At 62.1% G+C, this 22,681-nt stretch carries 23 protein-coding genes and 1 pseudogene; 12 read left to right on the forward strand and 12 right to left on the reverse strand.

Annotated elements, in window-relative coordinates; all coding sequences use genetic code 11:
- Positions 1-88: 88 nt before the first annotated feature.
- Positions 89-994, reverse strand: a complete 906-nt coding sequence (locus tag JM946_RS29245; protein WP_203171005.1) for a TetR/AcrR family transcriptional regulator — start codon at positions 992-994, stop codon at positions 89-91.
- 79 nt (positions 995-1,073) lie between these two features.
- Between JM946_RS29245 and JM946_RS29250 the strand changes: the two genes are divergently transcribed.
- Positions 1,074-2,195, forward strand: a complete 1,122-nt coding sequence (locus JM946_RS29250; protein WP_203171006.1) for a sensor histidine kinase — start codon at positions 1,074-1,076, stop codon at positions 2,193-2,195.
- Positions 2,196-2,553: 358 nt separating this feature from the next.
- Here the strand turns inward: JM946_RS29250 and JM946_RS29255 are convergent, their stop codons facing one another.
- The 4 genes from JM946_RS29255 to JM946_RS29270 are packed head-to-tail and all read right to left on the reverse strand — an operon-like array spanning position 2,554 to position 6,805.
- A complete protein-coding gene (locus JM946_RS29255; protein ID WP_203171007.1) occupies positions 2,554-3,753 on the reverse strand; it encodes an ABC transporter permease in 1,200 nt (399 codons plus the stop codon).
- Entirely contained in the window at positions 3,753-4,964 is a 1,212-nt protein-coding gene (locus JM946_RS29260; RefSeq protein WP_203171008.1) for an ABC transporter permease, read from the reverse strand. The genes JM946_RS29255 and JM946_RS29260 overlap by 1 nt, the downstream gene beginning before the upstream one ends.
- Before the next feature lie 12 nt (positions 4,965-4,976).
- A complete protein-coding gene (locus JM946_RS29265) occupies positions 4,977-5,657 on the reverse strand; it encodes an ABC transporter ATP-binding protein (RefSeq protein ID WP_203171009.1) in 681 nt (226 codons plus the stop codon).
- The gene (locus tag JM946_RS29270; protein ID WP_203171010.1) at positions 5,654-6,805 is read right to left on the reverse strand and encodes an efflux RND transporter periplasmic adaptor subunit; all 1,152 of its coding nucleotides are present in this window, start codon (positions 6,803-6,805) and stop codon (positions 5,654-5,656) included. The genes JM946_RS29265 and JM946_RS29270 overlap by 4 nt, the downstream gene beginning before the upstream one ends.
- A gap of 289 nt (positions 6,806-7,094) precedes the next feature.
- On the opposite strand from JM946_RS29270, the gene JM946_RS29275 reads away from it, so the two are divergent.
- Genes JM946_RS29275 through JM946_RS29295 form a run of 5 tightly spaced genes read left to right on the forward strand, consistent with a single transcriptional unit; the run spans position 7,095 to position 12,333 of the window.
- Entirely contained in the window at positions 7,095-8,336 is a 1,242-nt protein-coding gene (locus JM946_RS29275; protein ID WP_203171011.1) for an efflux RND transporter periplasmic adaptor subunit, read from the forward strand.
- Positions 8,337-8,339: 3 nt separating this feature from the next.
- Positions 8,340-9,032, forward strand: a complete 693-nt coding sequence (locus JM946_RS29280) for an ABC transporter ATP-binding protein (protein WP_203171012.1) — start codon at positions 8,340-8,342, stop codon at positions 9,030-9,032.
- Between the two features lie 8 nt (positions 9,033-9,040).
- Positions 9,041-10,198: an ABC transporter permease gene (locus JM946_RS29285; RefSeq protein ID WP_203171013.1), complete on the forward strand. Its 1,158-nt coding sequence runs from the start codon at positions 9,041-9,043 to the stop codon at positions 10,196-10,198.
- A 17-nt stretch (positions 10,199-10,215) separates the two neighbouring features.
- Positions 10,216-11,409 carry an ABC transporter permease gene (locus JM946_RS29290; RefSeq protein ID WP_203171014.1) on the forward strand — a complete coding sequence of 398 codons (1,194 nt, stop codon included), beginning with the start codon at positions 10,216-10,218 and terminating at the stop codon, positions 11,407-11,409.
- Positions 11,410-11,433: 24 nt separating this feature from the next.
- Positions 11,434-12,333, forward strand: a complete 900-nt coding sequence (locus JM946_RS29295) for an Fpg/Nei family DNA glycosylase (RefSeq protein ID WP_203171015.1) — start codon at positions 11,434-11,436, stop codon at positions 12,331-12,333.
- On the opposite strand, the gene JM946_RS29300 is transcribed toward JM946_RS29295, so the two are convergent.
- Complete coding sequence (locus JM946_RS29300) at positions 12,334-13,314, reverse strand: zinc-dependent alcohol dehydrogenase family protein (RefSeq protein WP_203171016.1); 981 nt, start codon at positions 13,312-13,314, stop codon at positions 12,334-12,336.
- Between the two features lie 28 nt (positions 13,315-13,342).
- A pseudogene (locus JM946_RS29305) lies at positions 13,343-14,312 on the reverse strand (quinone oxidoreductase family protein).
- A gap of 91 nt (positions 14,313-14,403) precedes the next feature.
- Here JM946_RS29305 and JM946_RS29310 point away from each other — a divergent pair.
- Positions 14,404-15,276 carry a LysR substrate-binding domain-containing protein gene (locus tag JM946_RS29310; protein ID WP_203171017.1) on the forward strand — a complete coding sequence of 291 codons (873 nt, stop codon included), beginning with the start codon at positions 14,404-14,406 and terminating at the stop codon, positions 15,274-15,276.
- On the opposite strand, the gene JM946_RS29315 is transcribed toward JM946_RS29310, so the two are convergent.
- The 3 genes from JM946_RS29315 to JM946_RS29325 all read right to left on the reverse strand — a co-directional run bounded on the left by JM946_RS29315 (position 15,253) and on the right by JM946_RS29325 (position 17,056).
- Positions 15,253-16,152 carry an alpha/beta hydrolase gene (locus JM946_RS29315; protein ID WP_203171018.1) on the reverse strand — a complete coding sequence of 300 codons (900 nt, stop codon included), beginning with the start codon at positions 16,150-16,152 and terminating at the stop codon, positions 15,253-15,255. The genes JM946_RS29310 and JM946_RS29315 overlap by 24 nt on opposite strands.
- 255 nt (positions 16,153-16,407) lie before the next feature.
- On the reverse strand, positions 16,408-16,689 hold the full coding sequence (locus tag JM946_RS29320) for a hypothetical protein (RefSeq protein ID WP_203171019.1): 282 nt from the start codon (positions 16,687-16,689) through the stop codon (positions 16,408-16,410).
- Positions 16,690-16,753: 64 nt separating this feature from the next.
- Positions 16,754-17,056 (reverse strand): hypothetical protein, encoded by a 303-nt coding sequence (locus JM946_RS29325; protein WP_203171020.1) that lies wholly within the window; start codon positions 17,054-17,056, stop codon positions 16,754-16,756.
- Between the two features lie 214 nt (positions 17,057-17,270).
- Between JM946_RS29325 and JM946_RS29330 the strand changes: the two genes are divergently transcribed.
- Together JM946_RS29330 and JM946_RS29335 are read left to right on the forward strand one after the other, a co-directional pair.
- Complete coding sequence (locus tag JM946_RS29330; protein ID WP_203171021.1) at positions 17,271-18,020, forward strand: AAA family ATPase; 750 nt, start codon at positions 17,271-17,273, stop codon at positions 18,018-18,020.
- Between the two features lie 324 nt (positions 18,021-18,344).
- Complete coding sequence (locus JM946_RS29335) at positions 18,345-18,860, forward strand: ORF6N domain-containing protein (protein WP_230980084.1); 516 nt, start codon at positions 18,345-18,347, stop codon at positions 18,858-18,860.
- 411 nt (positions 18,861-19,271) lie between these two features.
- Here JM946_RS29335 and JM946_RS29340 read toward each other — a convergent pair whose 3' ends face one another.
- The gene (locus JM946_RS29340) at positions 19,272-20,099 is read right to left on the reverse strand and encodes an alpha/beta hydrolase family protein (RefSeq protein ID WP_269141154.1); all 828 of its coding nucleotides are present in this window, start codon (positions 20,097-20,099) and stop codon (positions 19,272-19,274) included.
- Between the two features lie 49 nt (positions 20,100-20,148).
- On the opposite strand from JM946_RS29340, the gene JM946_RS29345 reads away from it, so the two are divergent.
- A complete protein-coding gene (locus JM946_RS29345; RefSeq protein WP_203171024.1) occupies positions 20,149-20,820 on the forward strand; it encodes a nitroreductase in 672 nt (223 codons plus the stop codon).
- A 3-nt stretch (positions 20,821-20,823) separates the two neighbouring features.
- Here the strand turns inward: JM946_RS29345 and JM946_RS29350 are convergent, their stop codons facing one another.
- Entirely contained in the window at positions 20,824-21,147 is a 324-nt protein-coding gene (locus JM946_RS29350) for a hypothetical protein (protein WP_203171025.1), read from the reverse strand.
- 378 nt (positions 21,148-21,525) lie between these two features.
- Here JM946_RS29350 and JM946_RS29355 point away from each other — a divergent pair, with 378 nt between their 5' ends.
- Positions 21,526-22,134 (forward strand): superoxide dismutase, encoded by a 609-nt coding sequence (locus JM946_RS29355; RefSeq protein WP_203171026.1) that lies wholly within the window; start codon positions 21,526-21,528, stop codon positions 22,132-22,134.
- Between the two features lie 116 nt (positions 22,135-22,250).
- Entirely contained in the window at positions 22,251-22,514 is a 264-nt protein-coding gene (locus JM946_RS29360) for a hypothetical protein (RefSeq protein WP_203171027.1), read from the forward strand.
- Positions 22,515-22,681 lie beyond the last annotated feature (167 nt).

The following is a 22,681-nucleotide window of genomic DNA, read 5'->3' on the forward strand; positions in this document are numbered from 1 at the left end:
AACCGTCGCTCGGGATCAAAATGGGTGGCTTCTGGACGGGAGTCCGGCTTACCGGGTCAAATCAAGGCTGTTGCTCGGCGACTCGTCTTCAGCGATAGGCTTCATCGGCGATCTTCAACAACTGCTGAACTACGCGCTCACGCTGCTCCTCGGTGAAACACGAAATGCGCAGCGACTCGCGCATTATCAGTCCATCGATCGCCAGCGTGACCACTGCGGCCCGTGCGAAATCCACATCGCTCCTTTCCAGCTGCTTGGTGTACTGCGCGATCCGCTCCCGAATGACTTCGAGCAGAGTCAGATCGTTGGCGGCCGCCGCGAACAGCGCCGCGCCCATGCCGACAATCTTGGCGCGCGGCTGTTGTTCGAGAATGCCCAGGATGCAGGCTTTCAAGTCTCGGTCGCCGGTTTCGCCGGTGGCGTTCTTGGCCTGCTCCACGCAGTCGGCCATGCTTTCCACATAGCGCTTGGCCAGCGCGCTCAGCAACGATTCCTTGGAAGGAAAATGGTAGAGCAGCCCACCCTTGCTCACACCCGCCGCCTGCGCCACGCCGTCGAGCGTCATGCGAGCTGCGCCGACCTCACCGACAACCCGTTCGGCGGCCTCGAGGATCCGCTCGCGCGCCGGACTGATTGTGTTGGCGGCCAACTCGACCATCGTACCCAACCTCGCTGTACCGACTGGACGGTGAATATACCGTCCAGCCGGTACAGTTTGTAATAACTTTCTGGCATGCCGTGCAGGCCGTTTCATACCTGCAATGCTCTTACGGCGTGCCGCGCGGGCCCGGTCGCAATCCTTGCTTCGTTTAGAAAATTGAATACAGAGCCTTGTCATGACTATGCAATGGTAAGATTTCGCCAGTTTTTCTAAACGTCCGAACAGCGAAACCGGGCTGCGTAAAGTACCAGTTCGCAAGCGCCGAAAGCCGGTCGCACAGTCCGAGGGCTTGCGTAATTGCCGGATCGATCCGGCTCCGGCCGGGCTGCGCATTGAATGTCGAAATGAAGACGAACCAGGTCATGCTTTTGCGACAGTCGCGCCGCAAATTTCTTAACATGTAGGAGCACGCATGCCCGACACCGGGTCCTGGTTTAGCGGCGAACAATTCCTGCCACACGGACACTGCTATATGTGGAGCCCGGGCATCCTGTGGATGCACGTCATTGCCGACATCCTGATCGCGATGGCGTACTTTGCGATTCCCTTGGTGCTGTGGCATGTGGCCCGCCGCCGGCGCGACCTGCCGTTCAACTGGCTGCTGATGTGCTTCGGGGTGTTCATCGTCGCTTCCGGGCTGACCCACGTCATGGACGTGTGGAATGTCTGGCACGCCGATTATTGGCTGGAAGGCGTGCTCAAGGTGATCACCGCCGCCGCGTCGGTGCCGACGGCCATCCTGCTGTGGCGTGCGCTGCCGGCGATCTTGTCGGTGCCGAGCCAGCGCCAGCTGCGCGACGCCAACGAGCAACTCGCCCGCGCCAATCGAGAGCTCGAGGCGTTCACCGCCTCTGTGTCTCATGATCTACGTTCGCCTTTGACGACCATCGCGGGCCAGGCCGGCCTGCTCGAGTTGTCGCTGTCCAATGCGACGGAGGAGCAGCGGCGACGTCTCACTCGCATTCAAGGCAGCGTGAGACAGATGTCGGAGCTCATCGATGCGTTGCTGGTGCTGTCGCGCATCTCGCGACACACCTTGCATCGGGAGATCATCGATGTGAGCGCGCTGGCGGAAAGCATCGTTCAGGATCTGCGGCAGAAGGATCCGTCGCGCGCCGTCGAAGTGGAGATTCAGCCCGGCATGACGGTGCATGGCGACCGCCGGCTGATCAACGATCTGTTCATCAACCTGCTCGCCAATGCCTGGAAGTTCACCTCGCGGACCGAGAACGCTCGCATCGAGGTTGGCCAGACGCAGCACGGCTCCATGGCCACCCTGTTCGTTCGCGACAATGGCGCCGGCTTCGACATGGCGCACGAACAGAAACTGTTCAAACCTTTCCAACGCCTGCACGGCGCTGCCGAATTCGAGGGCACCGGCGTAGGCCTCGCCACCGTCGCCCGCATCATCGATCGCCACGGCGGCCGCATCTGGGCCGAAGGCAAACCCGGCAACGGCGCGGTGTTCTTCTTCACCATGCCCACCATGCCGATCACCGAACAATTCCTGGTGATGCAGCGGGCGCTGGCCTAACCCAGCCAACGTATCGTATTGCTTCCAGTCCCTGGCGGGCGCTGGCCTAATCCAGCGAACGTATCGTATTGCTTCCATCCCTGGCAGGCGCTGGCCTAATCCTGCGAACGTATCGTATTGCTTCCACCCCTGGCGGGCGCTGGCCTAACCCAGCGAACGTATCGTATTGCTTCCATCCCTGGCGGGCGCTGGCCAGTCCGGACATATCCTATTCGTTCATGCTTGCGAGCGACGATCTAGCCCGGTTGGACGTATGTGGTGCCTTCATCCTGGCGGGCGCTGGCGGCAGCCCGCGGCCGCATTGTTTCTACTTTTGTTCCCCTCTCCCAACGGCATAGGGGCTAGGGGTGAGGGTTCTTCAATCCGTTCTGAGCGCGTCGACGGGTTCTAGTCCCGCCGCTCGCACCGCAGGCAAGATTCCCGCGAGCAAGCCAACGGCCACAGCAAGCGACTCCGCCGCAATAATAAACATCGGCGAATAACTCACCGGCAGCGCCGGCACGGCGATATCCAACGCGGCCGCGATGCCAAGCCCGGCGAGCAGGCCGGCGATACCGCCGAGCGCCGACAACACCACCGCCTCGGAAAGAAACACGCGAAGCACCTGCTCCTTCCGCGCCCCCAACGCACGCAGCAACCCGATCTCCGCCGTCCGCTCGCTGACCCCGATGGTCATGATGGTGAATATCCCCACCCCGCCGACCAGCAACGAAATGCTTCCCAGCGCCCCCACCGCGAACGTCAGCACACTCAACACCGACCCCAGCGTATCCAGCATCTGCTGCTGAGTCGTGATCGTGAAGTCCTCATCGCCGTGACGCGCGATCATGATCCTCTGTACGCCAGCAACTACTTCCTCGACGGACACGCCCGCCGCATGATGCAGCTGAATCTCGAACACACTGTCGCGGTCGAACAGCTCCAGCGACTTCGCCGTCGGGATATAAACCGTGTCGTCGAGATCGAATCCGAGCGTGGTGCCCTTCGGCTTCATCACTCCCGCAACTCGATAGCGCTGCCCGCCCACGCGGATCGCTTTGCCCAGCGGGCTCTCGCCTCGAAACAACTCCTCATTCATCTTGCTGCCGAGCACGGCAAGGCTGCGCGGCGCGCGCGGATCGTCCGGCGGCAGAAACTCACCGACCGCCACTTCGAAACGAAATGCTTCGGCGAACGACGAGCCCACTCCATAAACAGTGGTCCGCCGCTTGCGTCCGAGCGCCTCCACTTCGGCATTCCCTTGCACCATCGCGTTGGTCGTCAATACATGCGGTGCACGTCGCAGTGCCTCCGCATCGTCGACGGTGAGCGGCCGTACATTGCCAAGCGAGCCGATCGAACCCCCCATGGTCCGGGTCTTGCCAGGAGTGATACTGATGATGTTGGTTCCGAACTGCGTGAACTCGGAAACGACGAATCGATGTACGCCTTCGCCAATCGAGGTGAGCAAGACAACCGCCGTCACGCCAATGCCGATTCCTAGCGCCGTCAGCGCGGCACGCAAGCGATGCGCTCGCACCGAGCCCGTCGTCAGTCGTACCAAATCGGCGAAGCGCATCAGCGTCGCCCGGCCAAAGCTGCCACTGGATCGAGCCGCGCGGCGCGTCTCGCCGGCATCAAGCCGAAGACCACACCGCTGAGAATCGCGACCACGATGGCCAGCACCACCGCCCACACTGGCGGACTCAATGGCAGCGCCGGATAGATCTTCCCTACGATCCAATCCACGCCCAAGCCGACCAGCAACCCGGCCACCGCACCGGCAACGGACAGCAGGATGGCCTCGGTTAGAAACAACGCGGTGATTTGCAACCGCGTCGCGCCGAGCGCCTTGAGCAGGCCCACTTCGCCGGTGCGTTGACTCACCGACACCAGCATCACGTTCATGATCAGCACGCCTGCGACCGCGAGACTGATGGAGGCGATGCCCGCCAGCGTGAGCGTCAAGGCGGTGAAGATGCGATCGAAGGTGGCGAGCAACGCGTCTTGCGTGATCACGGTGACGTCCTCTTCACCTTGATGCCGCAGTTTGATGGCTTCGATGGTCGCCGCTCGCACTCGATACATATCGTCGCGAGTTCGCGCCTGGATGAGCAGGCGGAACAGCGACTCCGAGTTGAATAGCGCCTGCGCGGCGCTGACCGGAATGATCACCAGCTCCTGCGAGTCCATGCCGATCATGCGGCCCTGATCGCCCAGGATGCCGATGACCCGGAAGCGTCGATCCCCGATACGAATATTTCTGCCGATGGCATCGCGGCCAGGGAATAGCTCGCGAGCGATGTTGTCGCCGATGACGGCGACAGCAGTATCTCGACTGAGCTCACCGGGCGGGAGAAATTGACCTCGGGCGAGGCGGAAGCCATGCACGGGCAGTAAATCGGCACTCGATCCCATCACGGGAGCTTCGCGTTCCAGTGCGCCAGCGGAGATCGGCGCGGAACCGATGACAAGAGGCGCGACTCGCTCGACGCCCGGAAGGCGCTGCACAGCCAGCGCATCTGACAATGTGAGATCTCGCGGCGTCTCGCCGGCGAGCAGGCCCGGCGCGACGCCGCCCGTCTCGGAACGCCCCGGAATGACCACGACAAGCCGTGTGCCCAATGACTGAAACTCACCCGCCACGTATCGGCGCGCACCCTCGCCCAGCGACGTGAGTGCGATGACGGCAGCGACACCGATCGTCATGGCGAGCAACAGCATGATGCTTCGCATGCGGGCGCGAAGCGCGGAATCGAGCGACAGCTGAACTAGATCGCGAAAACGCATGGCCACTTGTGACTACGCATGACCGTTGATGTCCTCCACGACTTTTCCGTCCCTCATTCTTATATGTCGACGCGCGCGGCCCGCGACTTCGGCATCGTGCGTGACCACCAGCAGCGTGATCCCTTTGGCATTCAGTCCCTCGATCGCCGCCAGCACTTCCGCGCCCGAGACATGATCGAGATTGCCAGTGGGCTCGTCTGCCAACAGCACCGCCGGCTGCATCACCATCGCGCGGGCGATGGCGACGCGCTGTCGCTGCCCACCGGACAACTCGTTCGGACGATGCCGAGCGCGACCTTCCAGGCTCAGACTTTCGAGCAACTCCTGTACGCGCGGCCGCCGCACTTGAGGCTCGACGCCGGCCAGCACTAACGGCAACTCCACATTCTCGAACGCCGTCAGGCGCGGAATCAGATGAAACGACTGGAAGATGAACCCGATCTTGCGCGCCCGCGTATGCGCCAGTTCCTCGTCGTTCAACGACGTGGTCTCACGACCATCCAGCAAATAAGTGCCCGACGTGGGTCGATCGAGCAAACCGAGCACATTCAACAAAGTGGATTTGCCCGAGCCCGACGGCCCCATGATGGACACATATTCGCCGGACTCGATGCGTGCAGTCACCGAATCGAGCGCTCGAACCTCCTGGTCGCCCATCTGAAATCGCCGGCAAATCTCGCGCAGCTCGATCATGGAGTAGATGCCGAGCGGACAACATCGGCGCGCGCGCCGTCCGCCAATCCTTCACGGTCGACGGTAGTGACCACCCGATCTCCCTCCTGCAAGCCGCTGGTGATTTCGACGTACTCCCAGTTTCGCAGCCCGGTCTGCACCTCCCGAGCGAGCACGCGCTCTTCAGCAGCGTCATATATAAACACGCGCTTGCCGTCGATGAGCGCGCGTGTGGGGATTCTCAGCGCGTCGGGTCGTTCCTGCAGAATCACTTCCACATCCGCGCTGTAGCCAGGCAGCAGGGTCGCCGATTGTATGTCTTGTAATTCTGCTTCGATCTCGACGGTGCGCGCCTGTTTCTCCACATCCAACACATAGGGCGCGACTCGACGCACGCGCGCCGGAAAGGTTCGGTCGCGGAATGCGTCGAGCGAGACTCGGGCCGGCATTCCTTCGCGAATGCGTGGCGCATCGACTTCGTCGATTGGAGCGGTCACATAGATACACCGTGTATCGACGACATCGACCGCCGGCGGTGTCGGAATACCGACAGGCGACGGCGTGACGAATTCGCCGAGCTCGCCATTGATCTCGGCAACGATGCCGGCGAAAGGCGCTCGCAACAGCGTACGTTCCATCGACGCCTTCGCCTGCTGGATACGCGCCTCGGAAACCTTGATGTTTTGAGTGGCCGCGCGACAGGCTGCCGCGCGACTGTCTGCTTCGCCCTTGGCTTTATCGGCGGTGTCGATGGCCACCAGACTGCGATCGACCAGAGCGGCCAGTCGCTCCGATTCTTTCTTCGCCACGGCCGCGGACACACAAGCCTCCTCCGCCCGCGCACGTGAAGCCACGGCGTCGCGTTCAGCCAGACTCAGCTCGGCGCGGATGTCCTCATTCCACAGCTCGAGCAGCACCTGGCCCGCCTGCACGCGATCTCCTTTTTTTACCGGCAGCTTCGCAATCTGCCCACCGGACGGCGGCGCGAGGCGTGCGCGCTGACAAGCTTTGATGGTGCCGGCCCTTGTGTTGGTCACGGTCTCGGCTACGAGACCACGGCTCGCAGTCGCAGTTTCGACGCTCACCGGATCGGGCCGACCGGCCAGCACGCCGATCGCAATCGCCGCCACCACGACGGCGCCCAACATATATAAAGTACGTCGTTTCATATGTGCCGGCCCTCGTCACACGAGGCGCACAGCCCGGTGAGTCCGATCGTCAGGGCCACGTCAAGCCTGCCCTGTAGCGCAAATATCGCGATCATCGGCGGATACTAGCCAAGTCTCCGCCGCAACTCACCGGCGCCGCGCGGCTTTTCACCGGCGCGCCTTACTTCCAGCGGCCCCGCGGGATTAGAATCCCGCGGCCTGCCGGCTCTGGCGTCGGCTTTCCACGCATATATCAATGACTGCGCCGTCGTTCGTTACGCGCGCCGTTGCTAAAAGGACTGAAGGCTCCATGTCATTCGATCAGAACGCACTCGACAGCCTCCGTATCGAGCGCAGCCCGGAACCCCCTCGCAGCAGCGGCCAAGGCGGCGTCTACAAATGGTTCATCGCTGCCGTCCTGCTGCTGGCGGTCGTGGCGGCGGCATACGCCTTGCTTCGCGATAACGCCATCGAAGTGGAAACAGTCACTGCAGTGGCCACTTCCGGCGGCGGCAGCGCTGGAGGCGCGGTGCTGAATGCCTCCGGTTACGTCGTGGCGCGACGCCAGGCCACCGTGTCGGCCAAGGTCACCGGCAAGGTCGCCGAAGTGCTGATCGAAGAAGGCATGGAGGTCAAGGAAGGTCAGCTGCTGGCCCGACTCGACGAACAAACCACCCGGCCGCAGCTGCAGCTGGCCGAGCGTCAGCTCGATGCGGCGAGAAAGAATCTGCAGGAAGTCGAAGTGCGGCTGGCGGAAGCTGAACGCAACTTGCTTCGCTCGCAACAATTGCGCTCCGACAAGCTCGTCAGTGAACAGGCCCTCGATGCCGCGCAAGCCGAGGTCGGCGCGCTGAAAGCGCGCTTGGAAGCGTTGAAGAGCGAAGTCAAAGTCGCGGAGAGCAACGTCCACGTTCGCAAGCAGGATCTGGACGATCTGCTGGTGCGTGCACCTTTCAACGGCGTCGTGGTCTCCAAAGACGCGCAGCCCGGCGAAATGGTGTCGCCTATTTCCGCCGGCGGCGGCTTCACGCGCACCGGAATCGCGACAGTCGTTGACATGGATTCGCGAGAAATTGAAGTGGACGTGAACGAGGCTTTCATCAATCGCGTCAAGGCGGGACAAAAAGCCGAAGCCGTGCTCGACGCGTATCCGGATTGGACCATCGCCTGTCACGTCATCAACATCGTGCCCACCGCCGATCGCCAGAAGGCGACGGTGCGTGTGCGCATCGGTTTCGATGAGCTGGATCCTCGCATTCTGCCCGACATGGGCGTGAAGGTGAGCTTCCTTGACGATCGCGCCGGTCAGACTGAAACCGCGGCGGCGCGCCCAGCGGTGCGAGTGCCGAGCGAAGCGATCATGAGAGACGGCGACACCCGCTTCGTCTGGCGCATTCGCGACGATTCGGTGGAACGGGTCGCGGTTCGCACCGGCGGCGAACGTAACGGACAGACGGAAATATTGTCGGGAATCGCCGGCGGCGACGTCCTTGTGGGGAAACCGGTCGAGGGGCTCGCCGAGGGCGCCCCGGTCAAGAACAAAGCGGAGTGACACATGGCCGATGAAGCATTGGTTCGACTGCGCGGAGTAGCCAAGGATTACAAGCGAGGCTCGGAGACAGTGCACGTGTTGCATGCGCTCGACCTCGACATTCCCAAAGGAGATTTTCTGGCGTTGATGGGGCCATCGGGCTCCGGCAAGTCCACGCTGCTCAACCTGATCGGCGGCATCGACCGGCCCACCGCCGGCAGCATCGAAATCGCCGGGCAGCGCACCGATTCGATGAGCGATGGCGATCTCGGTCGCTGGCGCGCCAACCACGTCGGCTTCGTGTTCCAAATGTATAACTTGCTGCCGGTGCTGACGGCCGAGCGCAACGTCGAGCTGCCCTTGCTGCTCACCAAGCTGTCGGCTGCCGAACGCAAGAAGCGGGCGAACGCCGCCTTGAAGCTGGTCGGCCTGAGCGAGCGCGCTCATCACAAGCCGCGCGAGTTGTCGGGCGGTCAGGAACAGCGCGTCGGTATCGCGCGCGCCATCGTTTCGGATCCGACGCTACTGCTTTGTGACGAACCCACCGGCGACCTCGATCGCAAATCGGGCGATGAGATCCTGGATCTGCTGCAGGCTCTGAATCAGCAGCAGGGCAAGACCATCATCATGGTGACGCACGATCCGCACGCCGCGGCTCGCGCCAAGCACGTCCTGCATCTGAACAAGGGTCAGCTGGGCCACGAAGCCGCGGCATAGGTGCGCTCATGTTCAAATATCTTCCCCTGCTATGGGCCAACCTGGGCCGCAAACGCCTGCGCACCAGCCTCACTCTGGCCTCGATCGTCGTCGCCTTCCTGTTGTTCGGCTTGATGCAGACGCTGCGCGTCGCGCTCACCGGCAGCCCAGAGCTCGCCGGCCTCGATCGGCTGATCACCATGCACAAGACGTCGTTCATTCAATCGCTGCCGCTGGCGTATCTGAATCGCGTCAAGGGCGTCGATGGCGTGCTGGTGGCGTCCTCGCAGGACTGGTTCGGCGGCATGTACCAGGAAGATCGCAATCAACTGGCGACCTTCGCCATCGAAGCGCCGACCTTCTTCGAGGTGTACAGCGAATATCAGCTGCCGCCCGAACAGAAACAGGCGTTTCTGCAGGATCGCAGCAGCGCCATCGTGGGCAAGCTGGTCGCCGAGCGCTTCCAGTGGAAGGTGGGCGACACCATTCCGATGCGCTCCAACATCTGGACCCGCAAGGACGACGGCGGCAACGTCTGGCCGCTCAAGATCGCCGGCATCTACGAGGCCAGCAACGGCGACAACCAGAGCATCTACATGCACTACGAATATCTCAACGAGTCGCGCGCCGAGATTCGAGACATGATCGGTTGGGTGGTGGTGAAAGTGAGCGACCCGGACCGCTCGGCGGAGATCGCCCGCAATATTGATGCACTGTTCGTCAACTCCTCCACCGAGACCAAGACCTCGACCGAGAAGGCCTTTATCCAGGGCTTCGCCAATCAGATGGGCAACATCGGCAAGCTGCTCACCATGGTGGCCGCGGCGGTGTTCTTCACCATGCTGCTGGTGACGGCCAACACCATGGGGCAGTCGATTCGAGAGCGCATCAACGAAATCGGCGTGATGAAAACACTGGGTTTCTCAGGCCGGGGAGTGACTTCCCTGGTGCTCGCGGAAGCCATCCTGGTGACTGCCATCGGCGGCTTGATCGGTCTCGGACTCGCGGCGCTGGTGAGCAAAGGCCTCAGCGCCGCGGTCGCGCAGTTCTTCCCAGTGCTCGGCATGCCTGCCGCGACCTGGGGCATCGGCGCCGTATTGATCGTGGTGCTCGGCAGCCTGGCCGCAGCGTTGCCTTGCGCGCAGGCAGGACGACTGAAGATCGTCGATGCCTTGCGTAAGACCTGAGCCAGGGAGCAAACATCATGTCGAACAATTCTTTGGCTCAGATCGGCGCCATCACCGCCATGAACGTGCGCAACATGTCGCAGCGGGCGGCGTCCTCCATCGTGGCGTTGATTGGCATCGCCGGCGTGGTGACCGTGCTCATCGGCGTCTTGTCCATCGCCGAGGGGTTCCGCGCGGTGCTGGAAATCTCCGGCTCCGATCAAGTCGCCATCGTGCTTCGTAACGGCGCGACGGACGAGATGGGCAGCGGCCTGTCGCAGGATCAGACGCGAGTCATCGCCGACTCTCCGCATGCGCTGCGCGACGAACAAGGCCCGGTGGTTTCACCCGAGCTGTACGTCATCGTCGATCGCCCGTTGCTCACCACCGGCACGGCCGCCAATGTTCCTTTGCGCGGCGTCGGCCAGCAGGCCACCAAGCTGCGCGGCAATTTCAAGATCGTCGAGGGCAGGAACTTCACGCCCGGCACGTTCGAAGTGGTGGTCGGCAAGGGGGCGAGCATGCAGTTCGCCGATCTGAAAGTCGGCGATCAATTTCGAGCGGGCACTACGAACTGGACGGTCGTCGGTATCTTCGAGGACCGCGGCAGCGTGGCTGAATCCGAAGTCTGGACCGATGCAACGGTGCTGCAAGGTGCTTACAACCGTGGCAGCTCGTATCAGTCCATGCGCGTGAAGCTCACCAGCGCGAGCGCCATGCAGGCGTTCAAAGACGAGTTGACCAGCGATCCTCGTCTCAACGTGCGGGTGTTCAGCGAGAAGCAATACTACGAAGAGCAGTCGCGTATCCTCACGACGCTGGTGAATACGCTGGGAACATCGATTGCTGTGCTCATGGGCCTCGGCGCGATCTTCGCGGCGCTGAACACCATGTACTCGGCGGTTTCTTCGCGTATGCGCGAGATCGCGACCCTGCGAGCGCTCGGCTTTGGCTCGGCGCCCGTGATCACCTCTGTGCTGGCGGAAGCGATGCTGATCGGCTTGATCGGTGGCCTGCTCGGCATGATCGTGTCGTACTTCGCCTTCAATGGCATGCGCGCCTCGACCATGAACTTCGCGACCTTCAGTCAGCTCACGTTCGCGTTCACGGTCACGCCGCAGTTGCTGCTCCAAGGCCTGATTTGGGCGCTGGTTCTGGGATTGATCGGCGGTCTGCTTCCCAGCCTGCGCGCTGCGAAGTTGCCGATCACGACCGGATTGCGCGAACTCTGATGCGGTTCTGGCCGTTGGGCTGTCATGCCAGAACTGCCTGACGTAGCCGTCTATATCGAGTCGCTCGAAGCCCGCATCGTCGGGCATCGGCAGGAACGGATTCTGTTGAAGAATCCGTTCCTGCTACGTACCGCCGAGCCGCCCATCCAGAGTTGCGAGGGGCACGTCGTGACCCGCCTGCGCCGCATCGGCAAACGGATCGCTCTGGGCTTCGATCACGACGTCTGGCTGGTGCTGCACCTGATGATCGCCGGGCGACTGCACTGGTTCCTGCACGAACAACGTGGCCGCATTCGCGGCGCACTGCTGCAACTGGATTTCGACAACGGCATCCTGACGCTGACCGAAGCAGGCACGAAACGTCGGGCCTCGCTGCACGTCGTGGCGGGTGAAGCGCAACTTGAAGAGCACGATCGCGGCGGGCTCGAAGTGCTCGGCGTCGATCCTCAGTCGTTTCGTGCACGCATGAGCGAGCGCAACCACACACTCAAGCGGGCGCTCACCGACCCAACTATTCTGAGCGGCATTGGCAACGCGTACTCCGATGAGATCCTGCATCGGGCGCGCCTGTCGCCCATGATTCAAACCAAACAGCTCGACGATGACCAATGGGCCCGGCTGTATGACGCCGTTCAACAGGTGCTCACCGAATGGATCGAACGCCTGCGCGTCGAAGCTGCCCGCGGCTTCCCTGAAAAAGTCACCGCCTTTCGCAAAGAAATGGCGGTACACGGCAAGTACGGCGAACCATGCCCGGTCTGCGGCACCTCCGTGCAGCGCATTCGTTACGCCGAGAACGAAACGAATTACTGCCCTCGATGCCAGACCGGCGGCAAGCTGCTCGCCGACCGCGCGTTGTCACGGCTGCTGAAGGACGATTGGCCTAAAACTATCGAAGCATTGGAGAACACCAGGCCGCGTTAGCTAGTGTTCCACCTCGATGGCGATCTTGCCGCGGATCGGCGCATCTTTGGTTTTTGTTTCCAGCGCGCGATGCGCTTCGGCGATTTCCTGCAGTTTGAACGTGCGCCCGACGACGGGTCGAACGCGGCCCCGCTCCACCAGCGTCCTGAGCGTGTCGAGCTTGCCTGAATATTGGCGAGTGAAAACGAAGTGATAGGTCGCGTTGCGTCCCCACGCGTCGAGCAGGTTCTGAGGCTCGGGGGTGTCCACCAGCGTCACGACCCGTCCTGAGTCCGCGAGCACCTGCGGGCTGCGCGATAGCGTGTCGCGGCCGAGCGTATCGAGCACCACGTCCACGCCGCGACCTTCGGTCAGCTTGCCGACACGCTCGATATAACTCTCGGTTTCGAAATCGATAATCTCATCGGCGCCCAGCCCGGCAACGAACTCACGATCTCGCCCACGGGCAGTCGCGATCACCCAAGCGCCACATGCTTTCGCTATTTGGACGGCGATCGTCCCGACCCCACCGGCTGCACCGTGCACCAGAATGCTTTCGCCCAACTTCAGCTGCGCACGTGTGAGGAGCCCTTCCATCAGCGTACCGCCCACCAGCGTGAGGCTGGCAGCCTCGATGTGGCTGAGGTTCTTCGGCTTGCGACTCACGAGGTCGACATCCGCCACGTGCCATTGCGCATACGAGCCTGCGCCGCCAAAGATCTTAGGCGTGTAGTAAACCTCGTCGCCTGCGGCGAACTCCGTGACTGACGCGCCGACCTGCTCAACCACGCCTGAAACATCGTGCCCAATGATCGTCGGGAGTTGGACCAGCGCACCGTAGTCGCCGCGTCGGATCTGATAGTCGAGAGGATTGATGGCGGTCGCCATCACCCTTGCCAGCACCTGGCGCGGTCCCGGCGCGGGCCGCGCAACCTCCTTGAGTTCGAAGGCGTCGGGACCGCCGAAGCGCGTCAGCACCATGGCGTGCATGGTTGCAGTCATGATTCACTCCAGAGATTGTGCGGGCCGATTACGGCAGCAGCACGGTTGCGCCAGTGGTCTGCCTCGATTCGAGTCGGCGATGCGCTTCGGCTGCGTCGGCGAGCGGCATGCGCGTGGATCGGAATCTTCACCGCGCCGCTGGCCACGACACTGAACAGCTCCTCGCTCATGGCCAGAACGTCTTCACGCTTGGCAAGGTGCGTGTAGAGCAGCTGCCAGGTCGCGAACACCGAGCCCTTTTCCATCAGCAGCGTGATGTCGAACGGCTCGATCGGGCCGGATGCGGATCCGAAGGCGACAAAGTATCCGAAGGGCCGCAAGCAATCGAGCGAGCCGGGAAAGGTGTCTTTGCCAACACCGTCGTACACGACATGGACGCCTGCGCCGTTCGTGATCTCTTTGACGCGGGCAACGAAGTCCTCTTTGCGATAGTCGATCACGTAGTCGCTTCCGTGCTGGCGCGCGAGCTCCGCCTTCTCGGCCGAGCCGACGGTGCCGATGACAGTCGCGCCGAGATGCTTCGCCCATTGAGTAAGGATCAAGCCCATGCCGCCGGCGGCCGCATGCATGAGAATGGTCTGCCCTCGCTCGACGCGGAACGTACGACGCAACAGATACTGCGCCGTCAGTCCCTTCAGCATCATCGCCGCGGCAGTCTCGTAATCAATGGGGTCGGGTAATCGCACGAGCAGATGCGCCGATACGAGCCGCTCTTCGGCATACGAGCCGAGCGGATCCACGTAGGCGACGCGGTCGCCAACCCTGAAGTCGCCGACGCCTTCGCCGACCGCGACCACTTCACCCGCGCCTTCGTTGCCCGGAATGAACGGCAGCCCGGGCGGCACATAGAAGCCGGTCCGGAAATACACGTCCACAAAATTCAGCCCGATCGCCCGGTTACGTACCCGAACCTGGCCCGGCCCGGGCGCGCCGACTTCGACGTCCTCATAGGTGAGCACTTCGGGGCCGCCATGACGATGCACTCGGATCGCTTTCACTAAAGTGTTTCCCGGTTACAGAGGAAACGAAGATAGCGGCCCCCGAGTCCTTCGCGTAGGCTGATATCAGCAACATCTGAGTTCAACGAACATGATATCCGAGCAGATCGGCCTGGACCTTCTTCGCACCTACGTCGCGGTTTGTCGGCAGGGCAGCCTGAGTCGCGTCGCCGAGCAGACCGGGCGCACGCAATCGGCTCTCAGCATGCAAATGCGCCGGCTCGAGAGCCTGCTCGAACGGCACCTGTTTCAGCGCACCGGTCGCGGCGTGGTGCCCACGCCCGAAGGCGAGATCTTTCTGGGATACGCCACTCGCATGCTGGCGCTCGGCGATGAAGCCTGGGCGCGGCTGCGGGCCGCCGAAGTCAGCGGCACTGTGCGCATCGGTCTCGCCGAGGAAATCGCCAACACGGCGCTGCCGGCAGCGCTCGGTCGTCTGCACCGCGCCTTTCCTGACATTCAGCTGGACGTGGTGGTCGAGCACAGCACTTCGTTGGGTCGCATGTGGGATGAGAACGAGATGGACATCATGATCGCGCCGACTGCGTCGGCGTCGGTCGATGCCATGGTCACTTGGAACGTCGAGCTGCAATGGGCGAGCGCAGCCGACTACGTCCCGGATGAAACGCAACCGCTCGCTCTCGTGGTCTTCGCCGCCCCGTGCCAATGGCGTCGACGAGCCATGGAAGCGCTCACCGCGATCGGTCGCGAATATCGAGTCACATTCAGCAGCCAGAGCGTGATGGGCATGCAGGCAGCCATCGAGAACTCGCTGGGCATCGGCTTGCTCCCGCCCGAATTGGTCCGCTCGGGAACCATGCGGACGCTGACGACCACCGATGGCGTGCCCGACCCTCTCGTCGTTCAGTATGGTTTGTATGCGCTAGATCGTCGACCACGCGTGGTGGACGCGACGATCGACGTGCTTTTGGAGGCTACTTCACCTTGCGGCGCTCGTAGCTGAGCTCGCTGCGCCCGCGCGCCCGGCTGCCAGGACGCGCTGTACGAACTCCTTGGCGATGATCATGGCGCCCTGCTCCACCGTACCGTGGTTGAGACCTTCCATCTCGTAGAACTCGACGAGTGGGTGGCCCAGGTTGCGCAACGTGACCGCCATCAACTCGTTCTCCTCTACGCGCGATTTCCACTCGATGTCGCGACCGCCGACGATGAGACAGATGGGCGGAAGATCCTTGCTCGCATGATGCAAGGGTGCGTATTCGTCGATGACAGGGCGCAGCGGCGGCCCTTTGTCGCCGCGCAGTTGTTTGACTGTGAAGTGCGTGGTCATCTGGCCGCTGATAGCGATGACGCCCGCCAGCGATCGATTCGACAGCCTGTGCGCGCCGAGCCACTTGGGGTCCATGGCGATCATGGATGACAGGTAGGCGCCGGCCGAATGTCCGCCAACGAACACCTTGTTTGGATCGCCGCCATAGCGGGCGATGTTTGTTATGACCCAGGCCACGGCGGCCGCGCTGTCTTCCAGAAACGCCGGCGACTGCGCCTTGGGTGACAGCCGATAGCTGACCGCGACCAGTGCGATGCCCTGTTCCTTGAGATTGGGGAAATAGCGAGCGCCGCCGGTCAGGCCGCCGCCATGAAACCACACGACGGTGGCATAGTCCTTGGCGCCTTTCGGATAATACACGTCGAGCTTGGTTTGCTCTTTCTTGTAAGCGTCGGCACGCGACAACGCGGCGGCGTCGTAATAGGCGATGTTGCTTTCGGTTTGATACTCGAGCTCCGTTGTTGATTCATCTGCATGCGCAGCGGAAAACGGCAGCAGCCAGCACAAGGCCCAACACACACGCACCATCCACGCCTGACCAGACATCATGAGCTCGCTTCCTCTGCTCCGCGCTCGGAACGCCTCAGTATGCCAGTATTGCCGCGATTTAGGCCGTAGCGATTTGCCTGAGATGACTCGCCGCGAGAATCAACGCGCTGCGGTTCGGTCGACAACGACTCGCGGACTGGAGCTTCCGTCGATGTCGCTACTGATATTTACGCCATCGATGCTGCGATGTGATCTCGACCTCGCCTCGGCCCGGCGGGGCGCGAGCCGGTGCGTGCGTATCAACTGGGCTGGGATTTAGGGATGCGCCGCCTTGAGTTGCGCCGCCATCTTTGCCCCTTCCTCCGCGACTTCCGCACAGTCTTGATACAGCGGCGCGCTCGCATCCAAATGCTCCGCGCAGAAGCGCATGAGCGCTCCTGTCGCGAACTCGATCTCCTCGCTGGACGTTCTTCTCAACAGCACGCGCTTGTAGTCGATCAAGTTGCTACGGAGATACCACTCCACACTGCCTTCGACATCCGCCCGCCCCGCGATTTCATTCAACAGCGCACTGATCATCTGAATCGGATCTGACATGTGGGGCATGATACACGGCATGACACAACGTCTGCCGCTGAGTCCGTCCGAGCTATGCAGGAACTCAGTCGTCGCAGTATCGGGGCTCGTAGGGCGTGCCCACCCGCCGCGCGCCGGCACGTGCTGCAAACTCGGCCACCAATGTCTCGAACTCGAACACTTTGTTCAGAAGGTTCTCTGACAGCTGGCACTGCCGCTGCTCCCCATGCCCGAGTCGCTCGAACACAAATGACGGCGCGCGCAGATCGCTCCCCTGCGTCTTGTTCTTGAAGCGCAACGTTTCGACGACCGGCACACTCGCATCGCGATCCTCGTAGCTCACGAAGTAGTAACGCTCCCCTGCCTGCAGTTTGTCGCTCGAAATCACGGGCGTCCCTCACTCCGCTCCCTGTCGCAACCTCTTTACCTTCTCGTCACCATCAATCGCAACCGCGATTGCGCCCAACCTCATCAGGCCTGCGCGCATCCCGCGCGAAACCTGGGTTGCCGGTGACGCTGCGTTCAGTTTACTGAGCTGGTCTTTTTGGATTATGCCGCGTCGGTTGACGCAATCGAACGGCGCACCGGATGATACGAACATCATGTCAGCCCTCAGCGAACAATACATCCGCGAGATCAAACTGCGTCGCGAGCGCGTTGCCTCCTTCGATCGCTATCCCTTCTCCCTGGCCGCGGTCCGCAACATGCAATCCCTGCCCCTGCACCCCGCCGTCACATTCATTGTCGGCGAAAACGGCAGCGGCAAATCCACGCTGCTCGAAGCCATCGCCGTCGCCTGGGGCTTCAACCCGGAAGGCGGCAGCAAGAACTTCAACTTCCAGACCCGTGCCTCTCACTCAGTCCTGCACCAAAGCCTGACCCTCGTCAAAGGCATCCGCCGCCCTAAGGACGGCTACTTCCTGCGCGCGGAAAGTTTCTTCAACGTCGCCACCGACATCGAACGCATGGACGCCGAGCCGGGCGGCCCGCCCATCATCAATTCCTACGGCGGCCGCTCGCTGCACGAGCAATCTCATGGCGAATCCTTCTTCGCCCTGCTGCTCAACCGGCTCTTCGGCCACGGCCTCTACATCCTCGACGAACCCGAAGCTGCCCTCTCCCCCACCCGCCAACTCGCCATGCTCACCCGCATGCACCAACTCGTGGAATCCCGCTCACAATTCATCATCGCCACCCATTCGCCGATCCTGATGGCGTACCCGAACGCGTGGCTCTACCAGATCAGCACCTCTGGCCTGTCGCGCATCGAGTATCGGGAGACGGAGCATTACATCGTAGCCAAGCGATTCTTGAACGATCCGGCGGGGCAGTTGGAGAAGCTGTTGGGCTAACGCGAACAGCCAATCATGTCCGCGTTGCTTTCGCTTCGGCGTGACCGCGCGGCCCCTTATGCGCAACGGAGCACGCGGCGGTCGCCGCGTCGACGACTGCGACACCATACACGCGCACGATTCCACCAGACCCGCACCTGCGTGTCCGATGCGGAAGTCTACTAATGCAAGTCTAAACCTGAGCGGCAGCCGCTGAAACATCAGCAATACTCTCATCAACGCCGATACGGTAGGCGACGCTGCTCATGTCGGCGTCGCACACCGGGGCACGGAGCCAGCGCGCAAAGGAGCAGGAATATGCCAAGGGACCTAGTAACTGCCGGCATGCCTATTGATGGCATTTCGCAATCGATTTTCATCCTGCGTGGCCATCGCGTACTACTCGATGCGAGCCTGGCGGCGCTCTACGCCGTTCCCACCGGCGCACTCGTTCAAGCCGTCAAGCGCAACCGTGAACGCTTCCCGGAGGATTTCATGTTTCAGCTTTCCGGCAGCGAATGGGCGGCTTTGAGATCACAGCTTGTGATCTCAAACCAGGGCCGTGGCGGCCGGCGATATGCACCCTATGCTTTCACCGAACAAGGCGTTGCTATGTTATCTAGCGTCCTCAAGAGCCCCGACGCAATCGCAGTCAACATCGAGATCATGCGCGCCTTCGTCCGCATGCGAGAACTGCTCGCCTCCAATAAGGAGTTCGCTCAGAAGCTCGCCGAGCTGGAGCGCAAGGTCGACTCACACGACCAGGCCATCGTCGGAATTCTCAGAGCGATTCGCGAACTCATGCACACACCCGAGCCGAAGAAGCGGCCAATCGGATTCACCGCCAACTTGGATGAGTAGGCGGATTCATCGAAGAAATGCCGCCTGTAACGTTTCCGCGGAAACGCGCACTGGGGAATCAGCTACCCAGATGGGCCGCAGCGCGAGGGCATTCTTTGACGGTTCGATGACAACTCCCGCCCCGAGCACCCATTTAGGCGCATGGTTGCGCTCCCATGCACACCACGAGTGCATCACGGGCCCGTCACCACCCACAGAACCCCTGATTTCCCGCCATTCCTAGCCGTCCAGGGACCTGGCACGGCTCCTGCATTAATGAAACCGAGCGTCTCAGGACGCGAGTCTCTTCGGTTTCAACGTGCTAACGACGATGGTCAATTATCCCCCTGAGCCATCTCGGATGCAGGCGTGCGCGATGTGATGAGCTTCGCGCACGCTATTTTTTTCTCCGCAGCCGAACCTCAATTCGAATCAACGCACGCTCAGCCACTGAGGCACGAGCGGCCATAACGTTTGTGCGAATTGCGGGCGGAAGAAGCCGAAGTGGCCGATGTGGCGGGCGCCGATTTCGCGGGGCGCGATGCGTCGGTATTCGACGGGGGCATTGACATACAAGCCGTGCAGCGACTTGATGCCTTTGGCGGACATCATCTCGTCATCGGTGAATGACAATGAGAGCATGGGCGTGCGCACCGAAGCGTAGGCGGCGCGCACCTGATCGCCTTCGGCGCCGACGACGTATTCGCGATTGAGACACCAGCGACGCCACTGGTGCATCACGCCGAACGGCAAGTCGCCGACCTTGCGCAAACGTTTGCCGGGAAAGTAGCCGGCCGTGCGCAACGCGAGCGGCACGATCACGAACCACAGCCACCACACCACCGACTTGGTGCGCCAGGTGTTCTCCAGCCAATAGCCCGTGCCGGTAGCGACGGTGATCACGCGATCGATGCGATCGCGATTGGGAATGAGACCGAGCAGCTGTCCGCCGAGGCTGTGACCGATCCAATACAAGGGCACATCGGGCAACTGCGCTTTCACCATGTCGATGATGGCGGCGCAGTCCTGCCGCGCCCAATCGAAAATGTTTACTGCATATCCGCGCAACGAAGGAGGTGCAGAGAAGCCGACGCCACGGTAATCGAATGTGACGACCTGGTAGCCCTGCCCCGCCAGCCACTCGGCGAACTGGGTATAGAACTTCTGCGCGACACCCATCGCGGATGGAACGATCACCGCCGCGCGCGGGGATCCGATGGGGCGAAACGTGCGAAACACCAGTGACCCGCCGTCCGGCATGGTGATGCTATCTTGAGCAGAATCGAGCACTCGCTACTCCGTCATCCAAATGAATGTCACCCGCGCAGTCGACAGCCGCATCAGCTGCCGCGCCTTTCTCGACACGCCGGTCCCGAAACAGACGCTGATCGCCATTCTGGAAAGCGCCAGGCGCACGCCGTCGGGCGGAAATTTACAGCCTTGGCTGGTGCACGCGCTGACCGGGCCGACGCTCGCGCAATTCCTGGCACTGATCCGAGGCAAGCTGTCGATGCTACCGACCGGCGAAGGCACGGAGTACGACATCTACCCGCCGGAGTTGCGCGAACCGTATCGTGCCCGCCGCTTCAAGTGCGGTGAAGACCTGTATGCCACGATCGTTCTGCCTCGCGAAAACAAGCCCGCCCGTTTGCAGCAATTCGCGCGTAATTATGAGTTCTTTGGCGCGCCGGTCGGATTGTTCTTCTGCATCGACCGGAGCATGGGCCAGGATCAGTGGGCAGACCTCGGCATGTTCATGCAAACCGTCATGCTGCTCGCACGCGAGCACGGCCTGCACACCTGCGCTCAGGAAGCCTGGGCGATCTGGCACAGGACCATCGCGGACTTTTTGGAGCTGCCGCCGAACGTCATGCTCTTCAGCGGCATGGCGCTCGGCTACATGGACGAGAGCGCGCCGATCAACTCGCTACGCACCGAGCGCGCGACGCTGGGCGAATTCGCCACGCTGCACGGCTTCTGAGCCTCAGAAGGCGGCGTACTGGGCGTCCAGAATCTCTGCTTCAGCGGCGCAGCCGATCTCGCGGATCGAATTGGGCGCGGGGAAGAACTGCTCGCTCAAATCCTTGCCGCCCGCAGCGCGCCAGCGCACGGTGGTGGCGATCGTCTTGAACGTGTGGGAATTGACCAGCCACAGGCGCGTGTTCTGCTCATCGCATGCGCCTTCCAGCTTGAGCGTGACGAAGCTGCTTGCTGGAGCTTCCTCGGCCGCCTGCACTGCCATTGTTGTCGCTACTGTCGCCACCACGCCAAAGGCGCAGATGGCCGCGATCTGTGTCGCTTTGCCCACGAACAAAATCCTCCCGGTGCACGGCCGACCGCTTTCCTAGCGGGCTGCTGCCGTACCCCGTCGCGTTGAACCAATGCCTCCGTGCCGGCTCGCGGGCTTCTCTATGGACCCTCTGTTGATTCGTGGCCAGTGCTACGGAAACCGTGGAATATAGACGCTCTTGCCTCGTAGCGCACGAGCGAGTCCCATTGCCGCCCCGAATGTGAACCGGATCACAAGAACGATGCTGCGCCTCGGGCGAGCCGCGCCGGCCCCGCAGGTGGTCAAGCGCCCGCCACTGCGGTTATTCTTCTTGGTCCCGGTTTTTGCCGGGAACTTCGCGGCCCACGATACGTTGGCCCCTTTATCCCCCGTTTTACCCGCTAGCTGGAGCCCGCCATGGCGTTCGAATTGATGAACCTGCCGTTCCCCAAAGACTCTCTCGGCCCGACGATCTCGGCGCGTACGCTGGATCATCACCACGGCAAGCACCATGCGACCTATGTGACCAAGCTGAACGAATTCATCGCGGGCACGCCGTTCGAAAAGCAGGACCTCGAGTCCATCATCAAGGCCACCGCCAACAAGACCGGCACCGAGCGCAAGATCTTCAACAACGCCGCGCAGGTCTGGAATCACGATTTCTTCTGGAACTCGCTGGCGCCCAACGGCGGCAGCTCGCCGCCGGAGCCGATCAAGAAGCGCCTGGAAGCCTCGTTCGGCTCGTTCGAGAATTTCCGCGACAAGTTCGTGGAAGCGGCCGTCGGCCAGTTCGGCAGCGGCTGGGCCTGGCTGGTGGCGAAGGACGGCAAGCTCGAGATCACCACCACCCACGACGCCGACAACCCGCTGATCACCAGCGGTCACGCGCTGTGGACCTGCGACGTTTGGGAGCACGCCTACTACCTGGACCACCAGCAGAATCGCGCCGGCTTCGTCAAAGCCGTGGTGGAGCAGATTGCCAACTGGCAGTTCGTGGGCAAGCGCCTCGCCGAAGTCGAGCGTTGAGCGCCGACATCTCGTAAGCGCGGAGCGCGTAGGGATTTACCGCGCTCCCTCACGAATCGGCTTGCGTACAAATGCCGGTTTCTCCCAGTCCCCTGCCCTTGCACCATGTTGTTGCCATGCGTCTCTCCGGCAGCAACATGCAGCGCCAGCACGACACACGGACCGAAGCCGCCCTGTATTGGGCGGCGGTGAGCCTCATCGTCTGCGAGGGGCTGTCCATCGAAAAAGCCGCGGATCGGCTTGGCGTCGATGGCGACGAGCTCACGCACATCCTCCACAAGAGACAGAGCCTCCACCACCGCCTGGATGACAGCGGCGCTCCATCGCTCACGTTTCCTGTATGGTCCGCCCCACCCTTGCAAGAGGAAAATCACTTCTGAGGTCTTGGGGATGGTTGCATTCATGTATTCGGCCTGTATGTGAGGCGCACGATGTGCCTCGGGCCTTGATGGGAATGCGCGCGCACTAGCACTGATCAGCAGAACGGCCTTGGTTAAGCCCGGAAACGTCTCAGGTGGCTGGTGCACGGGTTCGACCCCTTGATCCA

Origin of the sequence: Steroidobacter gossypii (assembly GCF_016801985.1) — a bacterium.
Taxonomy (GTDB): Bacteria; Pseudomonadota; Gammaproteobacteria; order Steroidobacterales; family Steroidobacteraceae; genus Steroidobacter; species Steroidobacter gossypii.

What these genes read in the sequence shown, in the direction of transcription:
- JM946_RS29245 (WP_203171005.1), bottom strand. Translation starts at nt 994, where the DNA reads ATGCGCAGCCCGGCCGGAGCCGGATCGATCCGGCAATTACGCAAGCCC.
- JM946_RS29250 (WP_203171006.1), top strand. Translation starts at nt 1,074, where the DNA reads ATGCCCGACACCGGGTCCTGGTTTAGCGGCGAACAATTCCTGCCACAC.
- JM946_RS29255 (WP_203171007.1), bottom strand. Translation starts at nt 3,753, where the DNA reads ATGCGCTTCGCCGATTTGGTACGACTGACGACGGGCTCGGTGCGAGCG.
- JM946_RS29260 (WP_203171008.1), bottom strand. Translation starts at nt 4,964, where the DNA reads ATGCGTTTTCGCGATCTAGTTCAGCTGTCGCTCGATTCCGCGCTTCGC.
- JM946_RS29265 (WP_203171009.1), bottom strand. Translation starts at nt 5,657, where the DNA reads ATGATCGAGCTGCGCGAGATTTGCCGGCGATTTCAGATGGGCGACCAG.
- JM946_RS29270 (WP_203171010.1), bottom strand. Translation starts at nt 6,805, where the DNA reads ATGAAACGACGTACTTTATATATGTTGGGCGCCGTCGTGGTGGCGGCG.
- JM946_RS29275 (WP_203171011.1), top strand. Translation starts at nt 7,095, where the DNA reads ATGTCATTCGATCAGAACGCACTCGACAGCCTCCGTATCGAGCGCAGC.
- JM946_RS29280 (WP_203171012.1), top strand. Translation starts at nt 8,340, where the DNA reads ATGGCCGATGAAGCATTGGTTCGACTGCGCGGAGTAGCCAAGGATTAC.
- JM946_RS29285 (WP_203171013.1), top strand. Translation starts at nt 9,041, where the DNA reads ATGTTCAAATATCTTCCCCTGCTATGGGCCAACCTGGGCCGCAAACGC.
- JM946_RS29290 (WP_203171014.1), top strand. Translation starts at nt 10,216, where the DNA reads ATGTCGAACAATTCTTTGGCTCAGATCGGCGCCATCACCGCCATGAAC.
- JM946_RS29295 (WP_203171015.1), top strand. Translation starts at nt 11,434, where the DNA reads ATGCCAGAACTGCCTGACGTAGCCGTCTATATCGAGTCGCTCGAAGCC.
- JM946_RS29300 (WP_203171016.1), bottom strand. Translation starts at nt 13,314, where the DNA reads ATGACTGCAACCATGCACGCCATGGTGCTGACGCGCTTCGGCGGTCCC.
- JM946_RS29310 (WP_203171017.1), top strand. Translation starts at nt 14,404, where the DNA reads ATGATATCCGAGCAGATCGGCCTGGACCTTCTTCGCACCTACGTCGCG.
- JM946_RS29315 (WP_203171018.1), bottom strand. Translation starts at nt 16,152, where the DNA reads ATGATGTCTGGTCAGGCGTGGATGGTGCGTGTGTGTTGGGCCTTGTGC.
- JM946_RS29320 (WP_203171019.1), bottom strand. Translation starts at nt 16,689, where the DNA reads ATGTCAGATCCGATTCAGATGATCAGTGCGCTGTTGAATGAAATCGCG.
- JM946_RS29330 (WP_203171021.1), top strand. Translation starts at nt 17,271, where the DNA reads ATGTCAGCCCTCAGCGAACAATACATCCGCGAGATCAAACTGCGTCGC.
- JM946_RS29335 (WP_230980084.1), top strand. Translation starts at nt 18,345, where the DNA reads ATGCCTATTGATGGCATTTCGCAATCGATTTTCATCCTGCGTGGCCAT.
- JM946_RS29340 (WP_269141154.1), bottom strand. Translation starts at nt 20,099, where the DNA reads ATGCCGGACGGCGGGTCACTGGTGTTTCGCACGTTTCGCCCCATCGGA.
- JM946_RS29345 (WP_203171024.1), top strand. Translation starts at nt 20,149, where the DNA reads ATGAATGTCACCCGCGCAGTCGACAGCCGCATCAGCTGCCGCGCCTTT.
- JM946_RS29355 (WP_203171026.1), top strand. Translation starts at nt 21,526, where the DNA reads ATGGCGTTCGAATTGATGAACCTGCCGTTCCCCAAAGACTCTCTCGGC.
- JM946_RS29360 (WP_203171027.1), top strand. Translation starts at nt 22,251, where the DNA reads ATGCGTCTCTCCGGCAGCAACATGCAGCGCCAGCACGACACACGGACC.